This is a genomic window from Streptomyces sp. NPDC048523, assembly GCF_043199815.1.
Lineage (GTDB): Bacteria > Actinomycetota > Actinomycetes > Streptomycetales > Streptomycetaceae > Streptomyces.
Genome location: NZ_JBICWQ010000001.1, coordinates 803,850 through 821,507, shown reverse-complemented (window position 1 = coordinate 821,507; position 17,658 = coordinate 803,850). Strand labels below are relative to the sequence as shown.

Annotated in this window: 16 protein-coding genes and 1 pseudogene; 10 read left to right on the top strand and 7 right to left on the bottom strand. The window is 70.6% G+C overall.

Going from position 1 to position 17,658, the window contains the following annotated elements:
- Positions 1–171 precede the first annotated feature (171 nt).
- Positions 172–1,011, top strand: a complete 840-nt coding sequence (locus tag ACGFWE_RS03740; protein ID WP_393597608.1) for a TIGR02452 family protein — start codon at positions 172–174, stop codon at positions 1,009–1,011.
- Between the two features lie 38 nt (positions 1,012–1,049).
- On the opposite strand, the gene ACGFWE_RS03735 is transcribed toward ACGFWE_RS03740, so the two are convergent.
- The gene (locus ACGFWE_RS03735) at positions 1,050–1,496 is read right to left on the bottom strand and encodes a type II toxin-antitoxin system PemK/MazF family toxin (RefSeq protein ID WP_352384534.1); all 447 of its coding nucleotides are present in this window, start codon (positions 1,494–1,496) and stop codon (positions 1,050–1,052) included.
- A 50-nt stretch (positions 1,497–1,546) separates the two neighbouring features.
- Between ACGFWE_RS03735 and ACGFWE_RS03730 the strand changes: the two genes are divergently transcribed.
- Entirely contained in the window at positions 1,547–1,975 is a 429-nt protein-coding gene (locus ACGFWE_RS03730) for a hypothetical protein (RefSeq protein ID WP_393597606.1), read from the top strand.
- A 51-nt stretch (positions 1,976–2,026) separates the two neighbouring features.
- Here ACGFWE_RS03730 and ACGFWE_RS03725 read toward each other — a convergent pair whose 3' ends face one another.
- The 3 genes from ACGFWE_RS03725 to ACGFWE_RS03715 form a co-directional block, all read right to left on the bottom strand.
- Positions 2,027–3,517, bottom strand: coding sequence for an SPFH domain-containing protein (locus ACGFWE_RS03725; protein WP_393597604.1), 1,491 nt, complete (start codon positions 3,515–3,517; stop codon positions 2,027–2,029).
- A 131-nt stretch (positions 3,518–3,648) separates the two neighbouring features.
- Positions 3,649–3,867, bottom strand: coding sequence for a hypothetical protein (locus ACGFWE_RS03720; RefSeq protein WP_393597602.1), 219 nt, complete (start codon positions 3,865–3,867; stop codon positions 3,649–3,651).
- A 2-nt stretch (positions 3,868–3,869) separates the two neighbouring features.
- Complete coding sequence (locus ACGFWE_RS03715) at positions 3,870–5,318, bottom strand: amidase (RefSeq protein WP_393597600.1); 1,449 nt, start codon at positions 5,316–5,318, stop codon at positions 3,870–3,872.
- 254 nt (positions 5,319–5,572) lie between these two features.
- On the opposite strand from ACGFWE_RS03715, the gene ACGFWE_RS03710 reads away from it, so the two are divergent.
- From ACGFWE_RS03710 to ACGFWE_RS03680, 7 genes are all read left to right on the top strand, one after another.
- Complete coding sequence (locus tag ACGFWE_RS03710; RefSeq protein ID WP_393597599.1) at positions 5,573–6,952, top strand: glycoside hydrolase family 43 protein; 1,380 nt, start codon at positions 5,573–5,575, stop codon at positions 6,950–6,952.
- Between the two features lie 151 nt (positions 6,953–7,103).
- Positions 7,104–9,083: an amino acid transporter gene (locus tag ACGFWE_RS03705; protein WP_393597597.1), complete on the top strand. Its 1,980-nt coding sequence runs from the start codon at positions 7,104–7,106 to the stop codon at positions 9,081–9,083.
- 95 nt (positions 9,084–9,178) lie between these two features.
- Complete coding sequence (locus ACGFWE_RS03700; protein ID WP_393597595.1) at positions 9,179–10,762, top strand: FMN-binding glutamate synthase family protein; 1,584 nt, start codon at positions 9,179–9,181, stop codon at positions 10,760–10,762.
- A gap of 17 nt (positions 10,763–10,779) precedes the next feature.
- Positions 10,780–12,543 (top strand): thiamine pyrophosphate-dependent enzyme, encoded by a 1,764-nt coding sequence (locus tag ACGFWE_RS03695; protein ID WP_393597593.1) that lies wholly within the window; start codon positions 10,780–10,782, stop codon positions 12,541–12,543.
- Positions 12,544–12,630: 87 nt separating this feature from the next.
- Positions 12,631–12,873 (top strand): DUF6411 family protein, encoded by a 243-nt coding sequence (locus tag ACGFWE_RS03690; RefSeq protein WP_330262247.1) that lies wholly within the window; start codon positions 12,631–12,633, stop codon positions 12,871–12,873.
- Between the two features lie 64 nt (positions 12,874–12,937).
- The gene (gene ppk2, locus ACGFWE_RS03685; protein WP_393597591.1) at positions 12,938–13,948 is read left to right on the top strand and encodes a polyphosphate kinase 2; all 1,011 of its coding nucleotides are present in this window, start codon (positions 12,938–12,940) and stop codon (positions 13,946–13,948) included.
- Positions 13,949–14,157: 209 nt separating this feature from the next.
- Positions 14,158–14,562, top strand: a complete 405-nt coding sequence (locus ACGFWE_RS03680) for an ATP-binding protein (protein ID WP_393597589.1) — start codon at positions 14,158–14,160, stop codon at positions 14,560–14,562.
- A 32-nt stretch (positions 14,563–14,594) separates the two neighbouring features.
- Here ACGFWE_RS03680 and ACGFWE_RS03675 read toward each other — a convergent pair whose 3' ends face one another.
- The 3 genes and pseudogenes from ACGFWE_RS03675 to ACGFWE_RS03665 all read right to left on the bottom strand — a co-directional run bounded on the left by ACGFWE_RS03675 (position 14,595) and on the right by ACGFWE_RS03665 (position 16,579).
- Positions 14,595–15,815 carry a metallophosphoesterase gene (locus ACGFWE_RS03675; RefSeq protein WP_393597587.1) on the bottom strand — a complete coding sequence of 407 codons (1,221 nt, stop codon included), beginning with the start codon at positions 15,813–15,815 and terminating at the stop codon, positions 14,595–14,597.
- 87 nt (positions 15,816–15,902) lie between these two features.
- Positions 15,903–16,370, bottom strand: a pseudogene (locus ACGFWE_RS03670) (SDR family NAD(P)-dependent oxidoreductase); the annotation flags it as partial.
- Positions 16,295–16,579 (bottom strand): hypothetical protein, encoded by a 285-nt coding sequence (locus ACGFWE_RS03665; RefSeq protein WP_393597585.1) that lies wholly within the window; start codon positions 16,577–16,579, stop codon positions 16,295–16,297. The pseudogene ACGFWE_RS03670 and the gene ACGFWE_RS03665, both read right to left, overlap by 76 nt.
- A 145-nt stretch (positions 16,580–16,724) precedes the next feature.
- Here ACGFWE_RS03665 and ACGFWE_RS03660 point away from each other — a divergent pair, with 145 nt between their 5' ends.
- Positions 16,725–17,426 carry a TetR/AcrR family transcriptional regulator gene (locus tag ACGFWE_RS03660; protein WP_393597583.1) on the top strand — a complete coding sequence of 234 codons (702 nt, stop codon included), beginning with the start codon at positions 16,725–16,727 and terminating at the stop codon, positions 17,424–17,426.
- Positions 17,427–17,658 lie beyond the last annotated feature (232 nt).

Here is a 17,658-nt window from a genome sequence, read left to right as displayed (position 1 = left end):
GCATTAGGGGCTGTGGATCTCCGTTTCCCAGGGTTTTCAAGGTGTTTTCCGGTTGTACCCGGCGTCGAAAACTCGTTTGCACCGCATCCCCAGCATCACCGACCATTCCTGCATGGGCACGACGGGGGAGACCGCGCGGCGTGCGGTCATGGCGCTCACGGGGGTGGCGCCATGAGCGCGCGTCTGCGCGGGATCGCACGGGAGACGGAACGGATCGTCGCGGCGGGGCACTATCGCGCACCGGACGGACGCGAGGTCTCCCTGGCCGCCGCGATCGAGGCGGCGCGGGCGGGGACGCGGATGTACGGACCGGAACCCGTGCCGGTGCCCGCCTTCGCTGCCGTGGACACGTGCGTGGAGGTCACGGGCGAGAGCAGCCTCGAAGCGGCCCGTCGGCTGGGCGGCGGGACGGCCGTGCTGAACTTCGCCTCGGCCCGCAATCCGGGCGGCGGTTACCTGAACGGCGCACAGGCCCAGGAAGAGGCCCTGTGCCGTGCCTCCGCGCTCTACACCTGCCAGTTGCGGGCCCGCGCGTTCTACGACCATCACCGGGCCCACCGCGACCCGTTCTACACGGACCGCGTCATCCACTCGCCGGCCGTACCGGTGTTCCGGGACGACGCCGGCCGTCTGCTGGAGTCGGCGTACCTCGTGGGGTTCCTGACGGCGGCCGCCCCGAACGCCGGGGTGGTGCGGCGCACGGCGCCCGAGCGGGCCGCCGAACTGCCGCGGGCCCTCGCGGCACGCGTCGAGCAGGTCCTGTCGGTGGCCGTGGCGCAGGGCTACCGACGGCTGGTGCTGGGCGCCTGGGGCTGCGGGGTCTTCCAGAACGACCCCGCGCAGGTGGCGGGGGCGTTCCGGACGCTCCTCGGGCCCGGCGGACGGTTCTGCGGTGCCTTCGAGCACGTGGTGTTCGGGGTACTGGACCGGACGCGGGACGCGGTGGTGCGAGCGGCGTTCGAACGGGCGTTCACGACGGAGCGGCCAGGTCGGTTGGTCCAGAAGGGTTAGCCGTCAGGGCCGGCCGTAGCCCCGGAAGGTGTTGGCCGTCAGGTCCAGCCGTACCGCTCGTGCAGCCGCTGCCTGACCAGGTTGAACCGTCCCCGGTCCAGCGCGCACGCCTCCCGGCGCATGCCCTCCTCGTGGAGGCGCAGGACACGGTCGACGTCCACCCAGGAATCCCGTCCGGTCCGGTCCCAGGGCCCGCTGCCGATCGGCACCCACTCCCGGTCCCCGTCGTGCCGCTTGCTCGACAGCTGTACGGCGAGGAAGGTGCCGGCCGCCTCCCGGGCGACCACGAGCACGGGACGGTCCTTGCCGCGTCCGTCGTTCTCCTCGAAGGGCACCCAGGTCCACACGATCTCCCCGGGGTCGGGGTCGCCGTCGTGCGCGGGGGAGTACTCGGTGCGCACCCGGCCGACCTGGCGCGGGTCGGTCTCGGCGGTGGCGGTGGCGCCGAAGCGGCCGGGGACGTTCTCATCGGTAAACGCAGTCACGGGGGAACCTTAAGGCGTCCCGAACCGGGGCGGGGGGTACGGTCGATCGGATGAACGCAACCTCGGCCGCGACGGCGAGCGCGGTCACCTTCGTGTGGCTCGGGATGGTGCTGGCGATCTCCTTCCTGGAGGCGCCGCTGAAGTTCCGCGCCCCGGACGTGAGTGTCCGGATCGGTCTGGGGATCGGGCGTCTGGTCTTCCGGGCCCTGAACCTCGTGGAGTGCGTCCTGGCCGCCGCGGTGGTCGTCGCGGTCGTCGCCGGTGACGCACCGGGGCGCGCCATCACTTGGACCGGGGCAGCGGTGGCCGTGCTCATCGTCCAACTGGCGGTGATCCGCCCCCGCTTGAACCGCCGCTCCGACCGCGTCCTGGCGGGCGAGGACCTGCCCCGCTCGCGCGGACACCTCCTCTACGTCGCCTTCGAGGTGGCCAAGGTCGTCGCGCTGCTCGGCCTGGGCATCACGTTGTCGGCGCTGTGAACACAGGCCGGCCGGGGCCCCTTTCTACAAGGACCCCGGCAGGCCTGCCCGTTACTCCTGGACCGGCACCTTCTGGACCGGCACCTTCTGGGAGGGCGGCGACGCCACCCCGTTGAGCGAAGCGCCGTTGACGCTCTGCCCGTTCTGGTTCATCGAGGCCAGCAGCTGACGTGCCAGACCCAGACCGGTGCCGCCCATGGTGAGCGCCTTGGCGAACATGTCCGCCATGCCGTCGGCGCCGTTGAGGATCACCATGTTGTCGGCGTTGCCGAACGCGGACGCACCGGCCCTGACGATCTCCGGCCAGTTCTCGGCGAGTTGCTGGGCGACGACCGCCTCCTGGTTCTCGGCGAGGGCGGCGGCGCGGGCCTTGATGGCCTCGGCCTCCGCGAGTCCCTTCGCTCTGGCCGCCGCGGCCTCCGCGAGACCCTTGGCCTGAGCCGACGCGGCCTCGGCCTCACCGGTGGCCCGGGTCGACGCTGCCATGGCCGTACCGCGGGCCTTGGTCGCCTCCGCCTCGGCCATCGCGGCCGTCTTGACCCGGGTGGCCTCGGCCGCGGCGGCGAGTTCGGTTTCCTTTGCCTTGGCCTCGGCCGCGGAGATCCGCGCGTCGCGCTCGGCCTCGGCGAGCGTGCGCTTCTCGTAGGCCTTGGCGTCCGCCGGCTTGCGGACGTCCGCCTGGAGCTGCTGTTCCCGCCGGTTCGCCTCCAGTTCGGCGATCCGGGTCTCCTGGACCACGACCTCCTGGCGGGCCGCGGCGTCGGCGAGCGGACCGGCCTGGCGTGCCTTGGCGCCCGCCTTGTCCCGCTCGGCCTGGTAACCGGCCTGGAGGATCTCGCTGTCCCGGGTGGCCTGCGCCATCCGGGCGTACGCCTGCTGCTCGGCCTCGGTGGCCAGCCGGTTCGCCTCTGCCTGCGCGATCCGCGCGTCCCGCTGGACGGCGGCCGCGTGCGGCATCGCCAGGTTCTGCATGTACCCGGTCGGGTCCTCGATCTCGTGGATCTGCAGCGAGTCGACGATGAGCCCCAGCTTCTCCATCTCCGTGCCGCAGGCCGCCCGGGTCTGCCCGGTGAGCTTCTCCCGGTCGCGGATCATGTCCTCGACCGTCAACCCGCCCACGATGGACCGGAGATGACCGGCGAACACGTTGTGCACGCGCTCCGACATCAGCTTCTGCTGGTCGAGGAAGCGACGGGCCGCGTTGGCGATCGACACGAAGTCGTCGCCCACCTTGAAGATGACCACGCCCCGCACCTTCAGCGGAATGCCCTGGTGGGTCACGCAGTCCACGTGCAGTTCGGTCTCGTTCAGGTCGAGCGACATCTTGCGCACCGCCTGCACACCGGGCAGCACCAGCGTGCCGCGCCCGGTGACGATGCGGAATCCCATGCCCGCCTCAAGACCCTCGGTCTTGTGGTTGGACCCGGAGATGACCAGTGCCTCGTTGGGTTCCGCGACACGCCACATCAGCTTGAACAGACCGATCAGAACGGCGATGGCAGCTACGGCCACCCCCGCAACGACGCCGACGATCATCGGCATACGCCCCCTTTGCATGGTGCCCTTTCGGCACCGAACGAAGGGAGTGTGCGCCTGTTCGAGGCCGCGGTGAAGACGCCGGCGGATCCTTGTCGAAACCTTGATACACGCCCCTCACCTGCGCGTGAGCAGGCTCAACTGTCGTACGCCGACTGCACGTAGACCGTCCTCGGCGGCAGGTACTCCACCACCATCACCACGGTGCCCCGCTCGATGCGGTCCGTGGCGGTGGCCGGGTAGGCGAGGAAGTGCTCGGCGCCGCCCCGCACCCGGACGATCACCTCGCCGACGAGCCCCGGCCCGATCGTCCCCGTGACCCGCCCCATGAGTCCGACCATCGACGCATCGTCCATGGTCACAGGGTACGGGCGGAACGCGGTCGGACGGCCGGGGAATCCATGGCCGCCTCCTGGGGCGGCCACGTCTCGTGCCAGCGCAGCGCGTCCTCCAACTGCGCCGCCAGCGACAGGAGAAGCGGTTCACTGTTCGCGGGTCCGAGCAACTGGGCGCCGACGGGCAGGCCGCCGTCGACGAACCCGGTGGGCACGCTGACCCCGGGCCACCCGAGGACGTTCCACGGCCAGGCGTACGGACAGGCCGCGATCATCGCCCGGTCGGTGGCCAGCCCGCCCAGCTCCAGCATCGCCCCGATGCGCGGCGGGGGAGCGGCCGTCGTCGGGGCGAGGACGACGTCGTACGACGTGAAGAAGCCGCCGATACGGCGGTGCAGGACCGCCTCCGCGCGCCGCGCCGCCCTGAGCGGGACCCCGCCGAGCAGTCCGCCGAGCCGGGCCGCGTCCCGGGTGCGGCGGTCCAGGAGCGCGGGGAAGGGCGCCTCGCGGACCCGTTCGGCGATCCCGGCCGTGGCGCGGGGGATGAAGGTGAGCCCGATCTGTCCGTACGGCGGATCGGCCTCCTCGACCAGATGCCCCAACGCGCTCAGCTTCTCGGCGAGTTCGACGACCCGCGCCCGTACCTCCGGCTGGAGCCGGGCGGGCAGCGCGGTGAACGGCGGCTTCAGGGCGAGCGCGATACGCAGCCGGCCGGGGTCGCGGCCGACCGCCGCGGAGGCGTCGACGGCAGGCGGGCGATGCGGGTCCAGGGGATGGTTGCCGGCGGCCGCGTCGAGCAGGAGGGCCGCGTCGGCGACCGTGCGGGCCAGCGTGCCGTTGACCGTGATGCCCTGGAAGGACTCGCCGCGCGGCCAGGTCGAGATGCGGCCGCGCTGCGGCTTGATGCCGACGAGGTGGGTCCAGGAGGCGGGGATCCGTACCGAACCGGCCCCGTCCGAGCCGAGCGCGGCGGGCACCAGACCTGCGGCGACGGCCGCGGCGGACCCGCCGGACGAGCCGCCGGGCGTGTGCTCCGGGCTCCATGGATTGCGGGTCGCGCCGAAGGCCGGGCCCTCGGTGAACGGCCACTGCCCGAACTCGCAGGTGTTGGTCTTGCCGACGATCACGGCCCCGGCCGCGCGCAGCCGCCGTACCGCCTCACCGTCCCGGGCGACCGCCGGGAACTCCCCCTGGCAGCCGAACGCGGTGGGTTCACCGGCCACGTCCATGTCGTCCTTGACGGCGACGGGCACTCCGAGCAGTGGTTTCCTTACGCCGGCGGCCAGTTGGGCGTCCGCGGCCTCCGCCTCGGCGAGGGCGGCGCGTGTCCGTACGATTCGGAAGGCGTTGAGCGAACCCTGGGAGGACTCGATCCGCGCCAGGGTCTGCTCGACGAGCTCACGGGAGGTGATCGTGCCGTCGGCCAGCGCGCGGGCGGTCTCCACCAGGCCTGCGGAACGGTCGTACGTCATACGGGGCACCTCCGGGACTCCGGGACGACGTTGCCTACCGAACGGTAACGTCGGAAAGCGCTTCGCCGGAACGTATCCCCGGCGGCAGCGGCTGTTCGGCAGGCGCCACAGCCATCTCACAACGCTCACCAGGTCATGCGCAAAGCATTGACGCGTTCGGGCCACAGCCCTACCTTCTGATCGACTTCCCGAACCTCGTTCGGTATGTCGGACATATCGAGCCGCGTTGTGTCCTTGCCCCAGGGAGAGCCGCCGTGACCGCACGTCCCCCCTCGCCGTCCCGCCGTACCCTGCTGCGCGCGATGGCGGCCCTGCCCGCCTCCGCCGTCCTGCTGGGCGAACTGCCCGGCGCGGCCTTCGCCGCCGCCCCGCCGAGCGGTTCCGCGACCCGCTACACGATCGTGCCGTTCCTCAACAGCAACGACGGCACCGTGAACGTCTACCAGTCCGACGACGCCACGGACTTCCGGCTGCTCAAGTCCTCCGCCTACACGCCGCCCAGCAACAGGATCCGCGACGCGAGCGTCTTCAAGCACACCGACGGCTACTACTACCTCACGTACACGACCCACACCTGGCAGGACGTCAGCACCACGATCGGCTTCGCGCGCAGCTCCGACCGGGCCAACTGGACCTTCCTGTACGACTACACGGTCCCCCTCGCCAATCTGTCCCGCGCGTGGGCGCCGGAGTGGTTCGTCGACAGCGACGGCAGCGTGAACGTCATCGTGTCCTGCTCGCTCACCAGCGACGAGTGGATCTTCACGCCGTACCGCCTGAAGGCGACCAACTCCGCCCTGACGGCCTGGAGTTCACCGGTCGCCCTGTCCGGGATCGGCGCCAACCACATCGACACGTACATCGTGAAGAGCGGCTCGACCTACCACGCCTTCACGAAGAACGAGACGACGAAGTACATCGAGTACGCGACGGCGTCGTCCCTGACCGGTCCCTACACCATCTCCAGGACCGGCGACTGGGCCGGCTGGGGCAGCTACCGCGAGGGCCCGTCCGTGATCCAGCTCGACAACGGCGGCTGGCGGATCTTCTTCGACGGGTACGGCGACGGGAACTACTACTACAGCGACAGCTACAACACCTTCGCGACCTGGTCGGCCCCGACCGCACTGCCGGTGGTCTCCGGCACCGCCCGCCACTTCACGGTCGTCAAGGAGACGGTCTCCGGCGGTCCCTCGCTCACCAAGAGCGTCACGCGTTCCTTCCAGTCGGCCAACTACACCACGCGGTACTGGCAGACCCAGTCCTCGCTGCTCAACCTCCCGGTGGTGACCGGCTCCAGCACGGCTGCCGAAAAGACGGCGTCCACCTTCACGGTCGTCGCGGGCCTCGCCGACTCGGGCGGCTACTCCTTCCGCGACTCCTCCGGCAACTACCTGCGCCACTGGGACTTCCGCGCCCGCTTCGACGCCAACGACGGCACATCGACCTTCGCCAAGGACGCGACGTTCATCGCCCGCACGGGCACGTCCTCGGGCGCGATCCGGTGGGAGTCGTACAACTACCCCGGGTACTACCTGCGCCACTACAACTACCAGCTCCGGCTGGAGCGGACGGCGGGGACGGACCTGTTCCGGCAGGACAGCTCGTTCGTGCCGGTGGCGGCCTGGGGCTGAGCTGCACCCCTGCCGACCTGGGGCAGCGGCACGGCACAGTCTGTGGGCCTCCGCCCCGGGTAGGGAGGAGGTTGCCGGAGGCCGCATACTCGGTGATCGTTGCGGGCTGTGGGGCCCAGCACGCTGGGCCGGCTGAAGGGTGTGGGGGGACATGACCGACGTGGACGATCTGGCCGCTGTGGACGTGGTGGAGGATCCCGACACAACGGGGCGCCAAGGTGGCGCTCTGGGACAGTGGTTGCTGCGACACCGGGTGCAGGCGGTCAACCCGGCGGCGGAGGCAGGCGCCGGGGAGGCCCATGCCTGGTGGAAGGTGATGTGCCTGACCGGCGTCGACTACTTCTCCAGCCTGGCCTACGTGCCGGCGATCGCCGCGCTCGCGGCCGGTGCCGTCTCGCCGCTGGCCACGCTTCTGCTCGTGGTGCTGACCCTGGTGGGGATGCTGCCGATGTACCGGCGGGTGGCCGGCGAGAGTCCGCACGGGGCCGGATCGGTGGCGATGCTGGAGGACCTGCTGCCCTTCTGGCGGGGCAAACTGTTCGTCCTGGTCCTGCTCGGGTTCGTGGTGACCTCGTGGATCATCACCATCACCCTCTCCGCGGCCGACGCCTCCGTACATCTGGTGGAGAGTTCCTACGCCCCGCATGCTCTGCAAGGACATGAGGTCGTCATCACCGTGGCGCTCCTCGTGCTCCTCGGCGGGGTCTTCCTGCTCGGGTTCAGCGAAGCGGTGAGCGTGGCCATCCCTCTGGTCGCCGTCTTCCTCGCGCTCAACGCGGTGACCATCGGCGTCGGCCTGGTGGATGTGTTCACCAGCCCGGACGCCTTCTCGGCCTGGACCGGCGCACTCACCGAAGGCCGCGGGTTCGGTGACCTGGTCGAGCCCGCGTTGCTGGCCTTCCCGCTGCTGGTGCTGGGTCTGTCCGGCTTCGAGACCGGAGTGAGCATGATGCCGCTCATCTCCGCCGAGGGCGAGACCGCCGAGCAGCGGCTCAAGTCCCGCGTCCGCAACGCCCGCAGACTGCTCACCACGGCCGCGCTCATCATGAGCGTCTACCTGCTCGCCGCCAGTTTCGTGACCACCGTCCTCATCCCGCACAAGGAGTTCGAGGCGGGCGGTGCGGCCAACGGCCGGGCTCTGGCCTGGCTGGCCCACGAACACGTCGGAGAAGCCTTCGGCACCGCCTACGACATCAGCACCATCCTGATCCTCTGGTTCGCGGGCGCCTCCGCGATGGCCGGACTGGTCAACATCGTCCCGCGTTATCTCCCCGCCTACGGCATGGCCCCCGAATGGGGTCGCGCGGTGCGCCCCGTCGTCCTGGTCTACACGGTTCTGTGCGTCATCATCACCATCGCCTTCGACGCCGACATCGACGCCCAGGCCGGCGCCTACGCCACCGGCATCCTCGCCATGATGGTCTCCGGGGCCTTCGCCGTCACCGTCTCCGCGCTGCGCCGCCGCCAACGCACCCTGTGCGGGGGATTCGCCGTGCTGACCGCGGTGCTGCTCTACGCGCTGGTGGCCAACATCGTCGACAAGCCGGACGGCATCACCATCTCCGCGATGTTCATCCTCGGCATCATCATCATCTCGCTGGTCTCCCGCATCTCACGCACCACCGAACTGCGCGCGGACAGAATCGAGTTCGACGAGGGCGCCCGCCAGTTCATCAGGGACACCCTCGCCCACGACAACGCCATCAACATCGTCGCCAACCGCCGCGAGGCCGGGGACGGCGCGGAGTACGCCGACAAGGAACGCGAACAGCGTGCCATCAACCCGGTGCCCGGCCTCGCCGACATCCTGTTCCTGGAGATCGAGGTCGTCGACCCTTCCGACTTCAGCGAAACCCTCACCGTCCACGGCGTCGAAGTCGACGGGCACCGGGTCCTGCGAGCCGAAGCGCCCGCGGCTCCGAACGCCATCGCCGCGATCCTTCTCACCCTCCACGACACCACCGGCGTCCAGCCGCACTGCTACTTCGCCTGGGCGGAGGGAAGCCCTCTGACCCACATGTTCCGCTACTTCCTCCTCGGACGCGGAGACACGGCCCCCGTCACCCGCGAGATCATCCGCCGGCACCAGCCCGACCCCACCCGCCGCCCCGGCATCCACGTCGCGGGCTGACACCACGGTCGGAAACGAACCCAGCAGGTCCTGTCTTGCAGGTTTCTTGACGAACGGGCAGGACTGGACCGCTGACGCAGGGCAATGAGCGAGGAGTGAAACGCATTGCGATCGTCGTCCTCGCTCTGGCCTCCGGAATGGTGGCGGTTGTTGCCGCGGTAGGTATCTCACCCTGGTGGTGGGCGGCCGCCGTACCGCTCACCCTGCTGGGTCTGCTGGGTGCGGCGGACCTGTTGCAGCGCCGGCATTCGGTGCTGCGCAACTATCCGGTCCTGGGCCACGCCCGCTTCCTTCTGGAGCGGATCCGCCCGGAGCTGCAGCAGTACTTCATCGAGCGGAACTTCGACGGGCGCCCCTTCGACCGGGATGTCCGCACCATCGTCTACGAGCGGGCGAAAGGCACCGACGCCGAGCAGCCGTACGGCACCGAGCGGGACGTCTATCTGCCCGGCTACGAGTTCCTGGTGCCGTCGATGGCGCCGTGCCCGGTGCCGAAGACGCCTCCGCGGGTGCGGATCGGCGGACCCGACTGCGCCCGCCCCTACGACATGGCCCTGCTGAACGTGTCGGCGATGAGCTTCGGCTCGCTGTCCTCCCACGCGATCCTCGCCCTCAACGGCGGCGCGGCGGCCGGGGGTTTCGCCCACGACACGGGGGAGGGCGGACTGTCGGAGTACCACCTGAAGCCGGGTGGGGACCTGGTCTGGGAGGTCGGCACCGGCTACTTCGGCTGCCGTACCCCGGACGGCGACTTCGACCCCGCCGAGTTCGCCGACAAGGCCGCCCACGATCACGTCAAGTGTGTGTCCCTGAAGCTCTCGCAGGGCGCCAAACCGGGCATCGGCGGAGTCCTGCCGGGGGCGAAGGTCAACGCCGAGATAGCGAAGGTACGGGACGTGCCCGAGGGGCGGACGGTGATCTCGCCGCCGTACCACAAGGTGTTCTCCACCCCGCGCGAACTCGTCCGCTTCATCGCCCGGATGCGCGAGCTCTCCGGTGGCAAGCCGACCGGATTCAAACTGTGCGTGGGCTCGCGCCGGCAGTTCCTCGCCGTGTGCAAGGCCATGCTGGCGGAGGGCACGGCCCCCGACTTCATCATCGTGGACGGAGGCGAGGGTGGCACCGGAGCCGCTCCTCTGGAGTTCGCCGACCACGTGGGAACCCCGCTGACCGAGGGCCTGCTCACCGTGCACAACGCCCTCGTCGGCGCGGGCCTGCGCGACCGGATTAGGATCGGAGCGAGCGGCAAGATCGCCACGGGCACCGATCTGGTGAAACGCCTGGTGCAGGGCGCCGACTACGGCAACGCGGCGCGGGCGATGATGTTCGCCGTCGGCTGCATCCAGGCCCAGCGCTGCCACACCAACACCTGCCCCACCGGGGTGACGACCCAGGACCCCCGACGCGCCCGCGCCCTCGACGTCCGTGACAAGACGCCCCGCGTCCAGCGCTTCCAGGAGGCGACCGTGGCCAGCGCCCTGCAGCTCATGGCGTCCATGGGCGTCACCGATCCCGCCGACCTGCGCCCGCACATGCTGCGCAGGCGCATCGATCCCTACACCGAGCGCTCCTACGAGGAGTTGTACGAGTGGCTCGAACCGGGGCAGTTGCTCGCCGAGCCGCCTGCCGCCTGGGCGGCCGACTGGACCGCCGCCGATCCCGACCGATTCACCGTCTGACAAACCGGAGGACTCACGTGGCCCGCACCGTCGCCCGCGTCATCGTGGACGCACTGAGCGAACTCGGCGTGCAGCAGGTGTTCGGCGTCGTGGGAGACGCGCTGAACCCCCTGACGGACGCCATTCGCACCACCGAGAACCTGCAGTGGGTGGGTTGCCGGCACGAGGAGGCGGCGGCGTTCGCCGCGAGCGCCCAGTCGCAGCTCTCGGGCACCCTCGGTGTCTGCATGGGCACGGTCGGACCCGGTTCCGTCCACCTGCTCAACGGACTGTACGACGCGGCCAAGAGCCACACCCCCGTCCTGGCGATCGCCGGTCAGGTACCGCTCGCCGAGCTCGGTACCGACTACTTCCAGGAAGTCGACAACGACGCGCTCTTCACGGACGTCGCCGTCTTCCGCGCGACCATCACCTCTCCCGACCAGCTGCCGCAGATGCTGGAGACTGCGGTGCGTCACGCCCTGGGCCGCAAGGGGGTGGCCGTCCTGACCGTGCCCGGCGACCTGGGCGAGCGCGAACTGACCTCGGACCGCCCGGCCCGGTTCTCCCTGAACGCCCCGCTCAGCCGGCCCGAGGAATCCGCCGTACGGCGGGCCGCCGAACTCCTGGACCGCTCGGAACGGGTCTCGCTGCTCGTCGGACGGGGCGCGCGTGGCGCGCGCGAGGACGTGCTGGCCCTCGCCGACCGGCTGGCCGCACCCATGGTGCTCACGCTCAAGGCCAAGGAGGGTTTCGAGGGCGACACCAATCCGTTCCAGGTCGGCCAGACCGGGCTGATCGGCAACCCGGCCGCCGCGTCGGCCCTGCAGGACGCGGACACCCTGCTGCTCCTGGGGACCGACTTCCCCTACCGGGACTGGTATCCGCAGGGGAAGACCGTCATCCAGGTGGACACCGAGCCCGCCCACATCGGGCGGCGCGTGCCGGTCGACGTCGGTCTCGTCGGCGACACGGGCGTGACCGTCCGCGACCTCCTCACCCACCTTGCCGCCGCACCCGCCGGGACGGACGGTGCACGGGACCGCTCGCACCTGGAGAAGGCACGTGAGCGCTTCGAGCACTGGCGCGAGGGCCAGGCACGGCTGGCCGACCCGGCACACGACAGGGGCCTGCTCGGCCGGGTGCGTTCCTCCCTCGACAACCGCACCCACGACATCCGGCCGGAGGCGCTGGCGGCCGTGGTGGACCGGCTCGCCGACGACGACGCCGTCTTCACCTCCGACACGGGCATGGCGACGGTGTGGCTCTCGCGGTTCGTCGAGATGCGGGGCGAGCGGCGGCTCATCGGCTCCTACAACCTCGGCTCCATGGCCAACGCGATGCCGCAGGCGCTCGGCGCCCAGTGCCTGGACCGCGAGCGGCAGGTCGTGGCCTTCTGCGGGGACGGCGGGCTGAGCATGCTCCTCGGCGACCTCATGACGCTGAAGACGCACCAGCTCGCCGTGAAGCTCGTCGTCTTCGACAACCGCCGCCTGGGCATGGTCAAACTCGAACAGGAACAGGTCGGGCTGCCGGAGTTCGGTACCGTCCTGGACAACCCCGACTTCGCCGCCGTAGCCACGGCCATGGGCATCCCCGGGATCCGGGTGACCGACCCGGCCGACCTGGAGAAAGCCGTGCGCCGCGCCTTCGACACCCCCGGTCCTGTGCTGCTCGACGTGCTCACCAACCCGGACGAGATCGCGGTGCCGGCCAAGCCGACCGTCGAGCAGGGCTGGGGGTTCGCCGTGGCCAAGGTCAAGGAGATCGTGCGCAGCCACGGAGACGACAGCACGCGCTGAGACGGCGGCGTGATTGCGGGTGGACGGGGCACGCGGTCCAGCAGAAGCGGAGAAGAGCGAAGAATCCCACCGACCCCGGAGCCCTTGATGGTCATCGCCGTTGTCATCGCCGCATGTGTCCTCCTGGCCGTGCTGGCCTTCCTCCTGCCGCGCCTCTCCCGGCATCCGCAGAACGGTGCCCAGCGTGGTCTCGGGGCCGGCTCGCGGGCCGGATCCAAGGCGCCCGGGGTCCTGGGGCGGCTGCTGAGCAAGCCCTTCAGCTCCAGCTCCCGCGCGGTCGGTCGCAGCGGCTCCGCCGGCCGCCGGGCGCGAGGCCGCCTTCCGTTCTGAGGAGTGCCGCCCGTCGCAACGGCCGTCCGGTGGCGGCACACGAGGATGATTCAGGAGATTGGTGATGTCGGAGCACGACGACAAGACCCGGCCGGACGAGGACGAGGGGGCCCGGGTCGAGGCGGACCTGCTCGACGGCCTCCGTGTGGACGAACGCCGGCCGGAGAAACCGATCCTCCTGGACGCGGACGGCAGTCCGGTGGACACGTGGCTGGAGAACTACCCGTACGACCGGAAGGTGAAGAGGTCCGAGTACGAGAGGACCAAGCGCGTTCTGCAGGTCGAGCTGCTGAAGATGCAGCGCTGGGTGAAGGAGACCGGCCAGCGGGTGGTCGTGCTCTGCGAGGGCCGTGACGCGGCCGGCAAAGGCGGCACGATCCAGCGGTTCACCGAGCGGCTCAACCCGCGAGGTGCCCGCGTCGTGGCGCTGGAGAAGCCGACCGAGAGGGAAGCGGGGCAGTGGTACTTCCAGCGCTATGTGGCGCATCTGCCGTCCCGCGGCGAGATCGTCTTCTTCGACCGGTCCTGGTACAACCGGGCAGGCGTCGAGCGGGTGATGGGCTTCTGCACCGAGGCGGAGTACCGCACCTTCCTGGAGCAGGCCCCGCTGTTCGAGGAGATGCTGACCCGGGACGGCATCCTGTTGGTGAAGTTCTGGTTCTCGGTGTCCCAGGCCGAGCAGCGGACCCGTTTCGCGATCCGCACGGTCGACCCCGTACGCCGCTGGAAGCTCTCCCCGACGGATCTCGCCTCGCTCGACCTGTGGGACGAGTACACCGCTGCCAAGGTCGACATGTTCCGGGCGACGGACACTCCCCACGCCCCGTGGACCGTGGTGAAGAACAACGACAAACGCCGCGGCCGGCTGGAAGCGATGCGCAGCCTCCTGGACCGCTGCGACTATCCGACCAAGGATCACGCGGCCGTGGGCAAGCCCGACCCACTGATCGTGGGCGCCGCGAACACGCTGCTGGAGGCCGGTGAGGAACCCACCGACCTCTCCCCGACCCCTCTGACCGGGTCCGGCCACGGTCCCGGCAACCACCCGGCCAGGGTGGACGACGAGCAGCGCTGAACCACGACGTCGGGCTTCGCGTGCGGTGATGCCGTGGCGGGCTCGCCGTCGCGTGCGTACCGGCAGCCGGAGAGCCAAACGGTCGATTCGCGCGACAGACGCGGTTCACGGGACGGGCGTGGGTACCCGGCAGATGGTCGGCGTCGGCCGTGCACCGCGTCAGTCGGCCACCGACCAGCGGCACAGGGCGCCCCGGCTGGAGGAACCTGGTGAACGGCGAACCGACACCCCTGACCTGCGAGTCGCGTTTCCCCGCGGTCACAGCGAGCATTGCCGCCGCCCGGCGCTGGGCCCGCGACTGCGTGGAAGGCTTCGGCGGACCGCTGCGCCGGCACTCGATGATCCAGACCACCGAACTGCTCGTCTCGGAGCTGATCACGAACGCCATCCGCCACGGCACCGGCCCACCCCTGGTCCGGCTCACCTGGAACGGCCGACTGCTGCGCATCGCCGTCACTGATCACAGCGACCGTCGGCCCCGCAGAAGGGCCACCCGGAACACCGAGCCCGGTGGCTTCGGCCTCCAGCTCCTCGAACGAATCGCCCTCCGCTGGGGCGTCACGCCGCGCAACCCCGGCAAGACCGTCTGGGCCGAACTCGGCCTCACACCCTGAGCGCACCGGCGGTCGTGCCGACCCGCCCGGTGCTACGGCGCAGGGGGCAGGTGAGGGGAGCGAAGCACGAGCAGGGTGATCTCGCTGGGGGCGAAGACGCGGAACGGCGGGCCCCAGAAGCCGGTGCCGCGGCTGGTGTAGAGCAGGGTGCGGGTGCCGTGCCGGCTGAGGCCGGCGAGGGCGGGCTGGTCGATGCGGACCAGGTGGTGGAAGGGCCAGATCTGGCCGCCGTGGGTGTGGCCGGAGAGCTGGAGGTCGATGCCGGCGGCCGCCGCCCGGTCGACGAACTTGGGCTGGTGGGCCAGAAGCAGGACGGGCAGGTCGGGGTCGGCGCCGTTCAGGGCTCCGGCGAGGTGGGCGCGGTGACCGGCCAGCCCCGAGGACTCGGCGGTGACGTCGTCCACGCCGGCGACCACGAGGGTGTCGCCTCCGCGTTCGAGCAGCAGATGGCGGTTGCGCAGCGGCTCCCAGCCCAGCTCGTCCATCAGGTCGACCCAGCCCTGCGCCTCGCTGTAGTACTCGTGGTTGCCGGTGACGTAGACACGGGCCCGGGTGGCCCGCACGGTCCCGAGCGGGGTGGCCTGCGCGCGGCGCCGTTCGGCCGTGCCGTCCGCGATGTCGCCGGTGTGGCAGACCACGTCCGCTTCCAGCGTGTTCACCGTCTCGCACACCCGTGCCGACCAGCGGGCGCGATCGAGCGGGCCGTAGTGGGTGTCGGTGATGAGGACGACGCGCAGGCCGTCCAACCCGGCACCCAGCCGCGGGAGTTGTACGTCGAGCCGGCGCACCCGTGGCACACGGCGGGCCTCGGTGTAGCCCCAGACGAGCAGCAGGGCGGTCACGCCGAGGACGGCCCAGGTGACGGTTCGGGCCCGGTCCTGACTCTCGCCGACGCCGGCCACGGTCAGAGCGAGCCGCAGGAAGACGCCGAGCAGAACGGACCAGGTGAACAGGACCCAACTGGCGCCCAGCAGGGTGTCACCGAGGATCGCCGCCCGGTCCTGCTGGCGCCGGCCATGGCCGCGCGCCATCGCGAGCGGCATACCGGCGAGGCCGAGAACGAACAGGGCGGTGCCTACCAGGGTCACGGGCAGCGGCCAGTGCTGGCCGGTGTACAGCAGCACCCAGCAGGGCACCGCCCACAGCAGGACGGGGGCGATCAGGGGGAGATAGCGCATCAGGCGGAGCAGCCGACTCTGCCGCGGAGCTTGCGCTTCCCTGTCGGCGGGCCGGGTGTTGCTGGTGTCGGTCACGGCTTGCTCTCTCTCACCAGACTGCCGTAGGGCACCCCATCGTACGATCGAACGCCGCTTCCCTTTTCGTGACCTGGATGTGCGGTGTCAGCGGCTGAAGACGAGTTCGGCCTGGCCGCGCCTGGTGGTGTGCAGCTCCCAGTAGACGGGGGAGATCTCCTCCGGCTGTGCCGTCGGGAAGCCGGGGACGGCCGGCGTGCCGATCGACACGTCGATGCCGACGTGGGCGGCCTGGACGCCGGTGCCGTCCAGCTCCTTGTGGAGGTTGATCGCCCAGTTGCGCAGCGCGGCGGCGGCCGCGTTGACGTTCCCGACCTGGGGGACGGGGTCGATGGAGCCCGCGCCGGTGGTGTAGAGCAGCGTGCCCGCGCCGGCCTCCCGCATCGCCGGCAGCACCGCCTTGGTGGCGGCGATGGCGCCGTAGAGCTGGAACTCGATCTCGTGCTGCACATGGGACGGCTCGGTCTCGGCCGGAGTGGTCAGAGCGGTGGAGGTGAACGTCCCCACCGGGGAGTACTCCAGGACGTCGATCCCGCCGAACCGTGCGGCGGCCTCCGTGAGTGCCCGGGTGAGCGCGTCATGGTCGAGGACGTCCGCGGGAAGGCGGCGGCGGTGATGCCCTCGGCCCTGAGCTTGCCTACCAGACCGTCCAGCTTGTCGCGGTTGCGGGAGATCAGGGCGACGTCCAGGCCGTGGGAGCCGAAGGTACGAGCGATGGCCAGACCCAGTTGGGGGCCGGCTCCGATGATGGCGATGCTGGTCACAACAATCCTTTCACACAAGCCAGTTGAAGGAAGCAGGAATCGGATAGCCCTATCCGAATTGGGAACGGATAGGGCTTTCCGGTTCGCCGCCGCCAACCGTAGCACCAAAAATGGATAGGGCAATCCGGTTGCTAGAGTGGCCGGTATGAATCCTGGTGCCCAGCACTCCGGTGTCCCCGCCTCCCCGCCGCTGCGCAGTGACGCCGAGCGCAACCGGGAGCGGATCATCGCCGCGGCGCGGGTGGTGTTCGCGCGGGAGGGGCTGGGCGCCTCGATGGCCTCCGTGGCGCGCGAGGCCGGGGTGGGGATCGCCACCATGTTCCGCCGCTTCCCCACGAAGGAGGAGCTGGTCGACGCCGTCTTCATCGACCGCATGGACGCCTACGCCGACGTGGTCGCCGCCGCCCTCGACGACCCCGACCCCTGGCACGGTTTCGTCGGCTACATCGAGACCGCCTGCGCGATGCAGGCCGCCGACTCCGGCTTCGCCGACGTCCTGACCTCGACCTTTCCCACCGCCAAGGCCCTGGAGCAGCGCCGCAACGAGGCCTACGAGGGCATGGTGGAGCTCATCGGCCGGGCCAAGGCCGCGGGCCGGCTGCGCGAGGACTTCGACTCCTCGGACCTGGTACTGCTGCACATGGCCAACGCCGGAGTCGTCAGCGCGACCGGCGGCGCCGCCCCGGACGCCTGGCGCCGCGTCGTCGCCCTGCTGATCCAGTCCTTCGAGACCCCGGCCCGCGGCCCGCTGCCCGCCTCACCCGGACACGACGCCCTCTACCGGGCCATGCTCCGCGGCGGCCCGGCGGGGGACGCGGCGCCCGAGCCGGATGCGGGTGACAACTGACCTGCGAGAATGACGACGGCAGCAGGCGAGGCGATGGGGAAACGCGACCGTGCCGGACAACCGAGCGGGAACACCTTCGTCGGACGACCATCGTGAGCGCGGCGGGGTACCCCCATCGGTGACCATCGCCCAGCACGGCTACCGCAAGGTCCCCAAGAACCGCAGCGACCTCGTGGAGCTGAGTTCGGTCTCCACGACACCGTGGGCATGACCATCGACGACACGGTCGGCC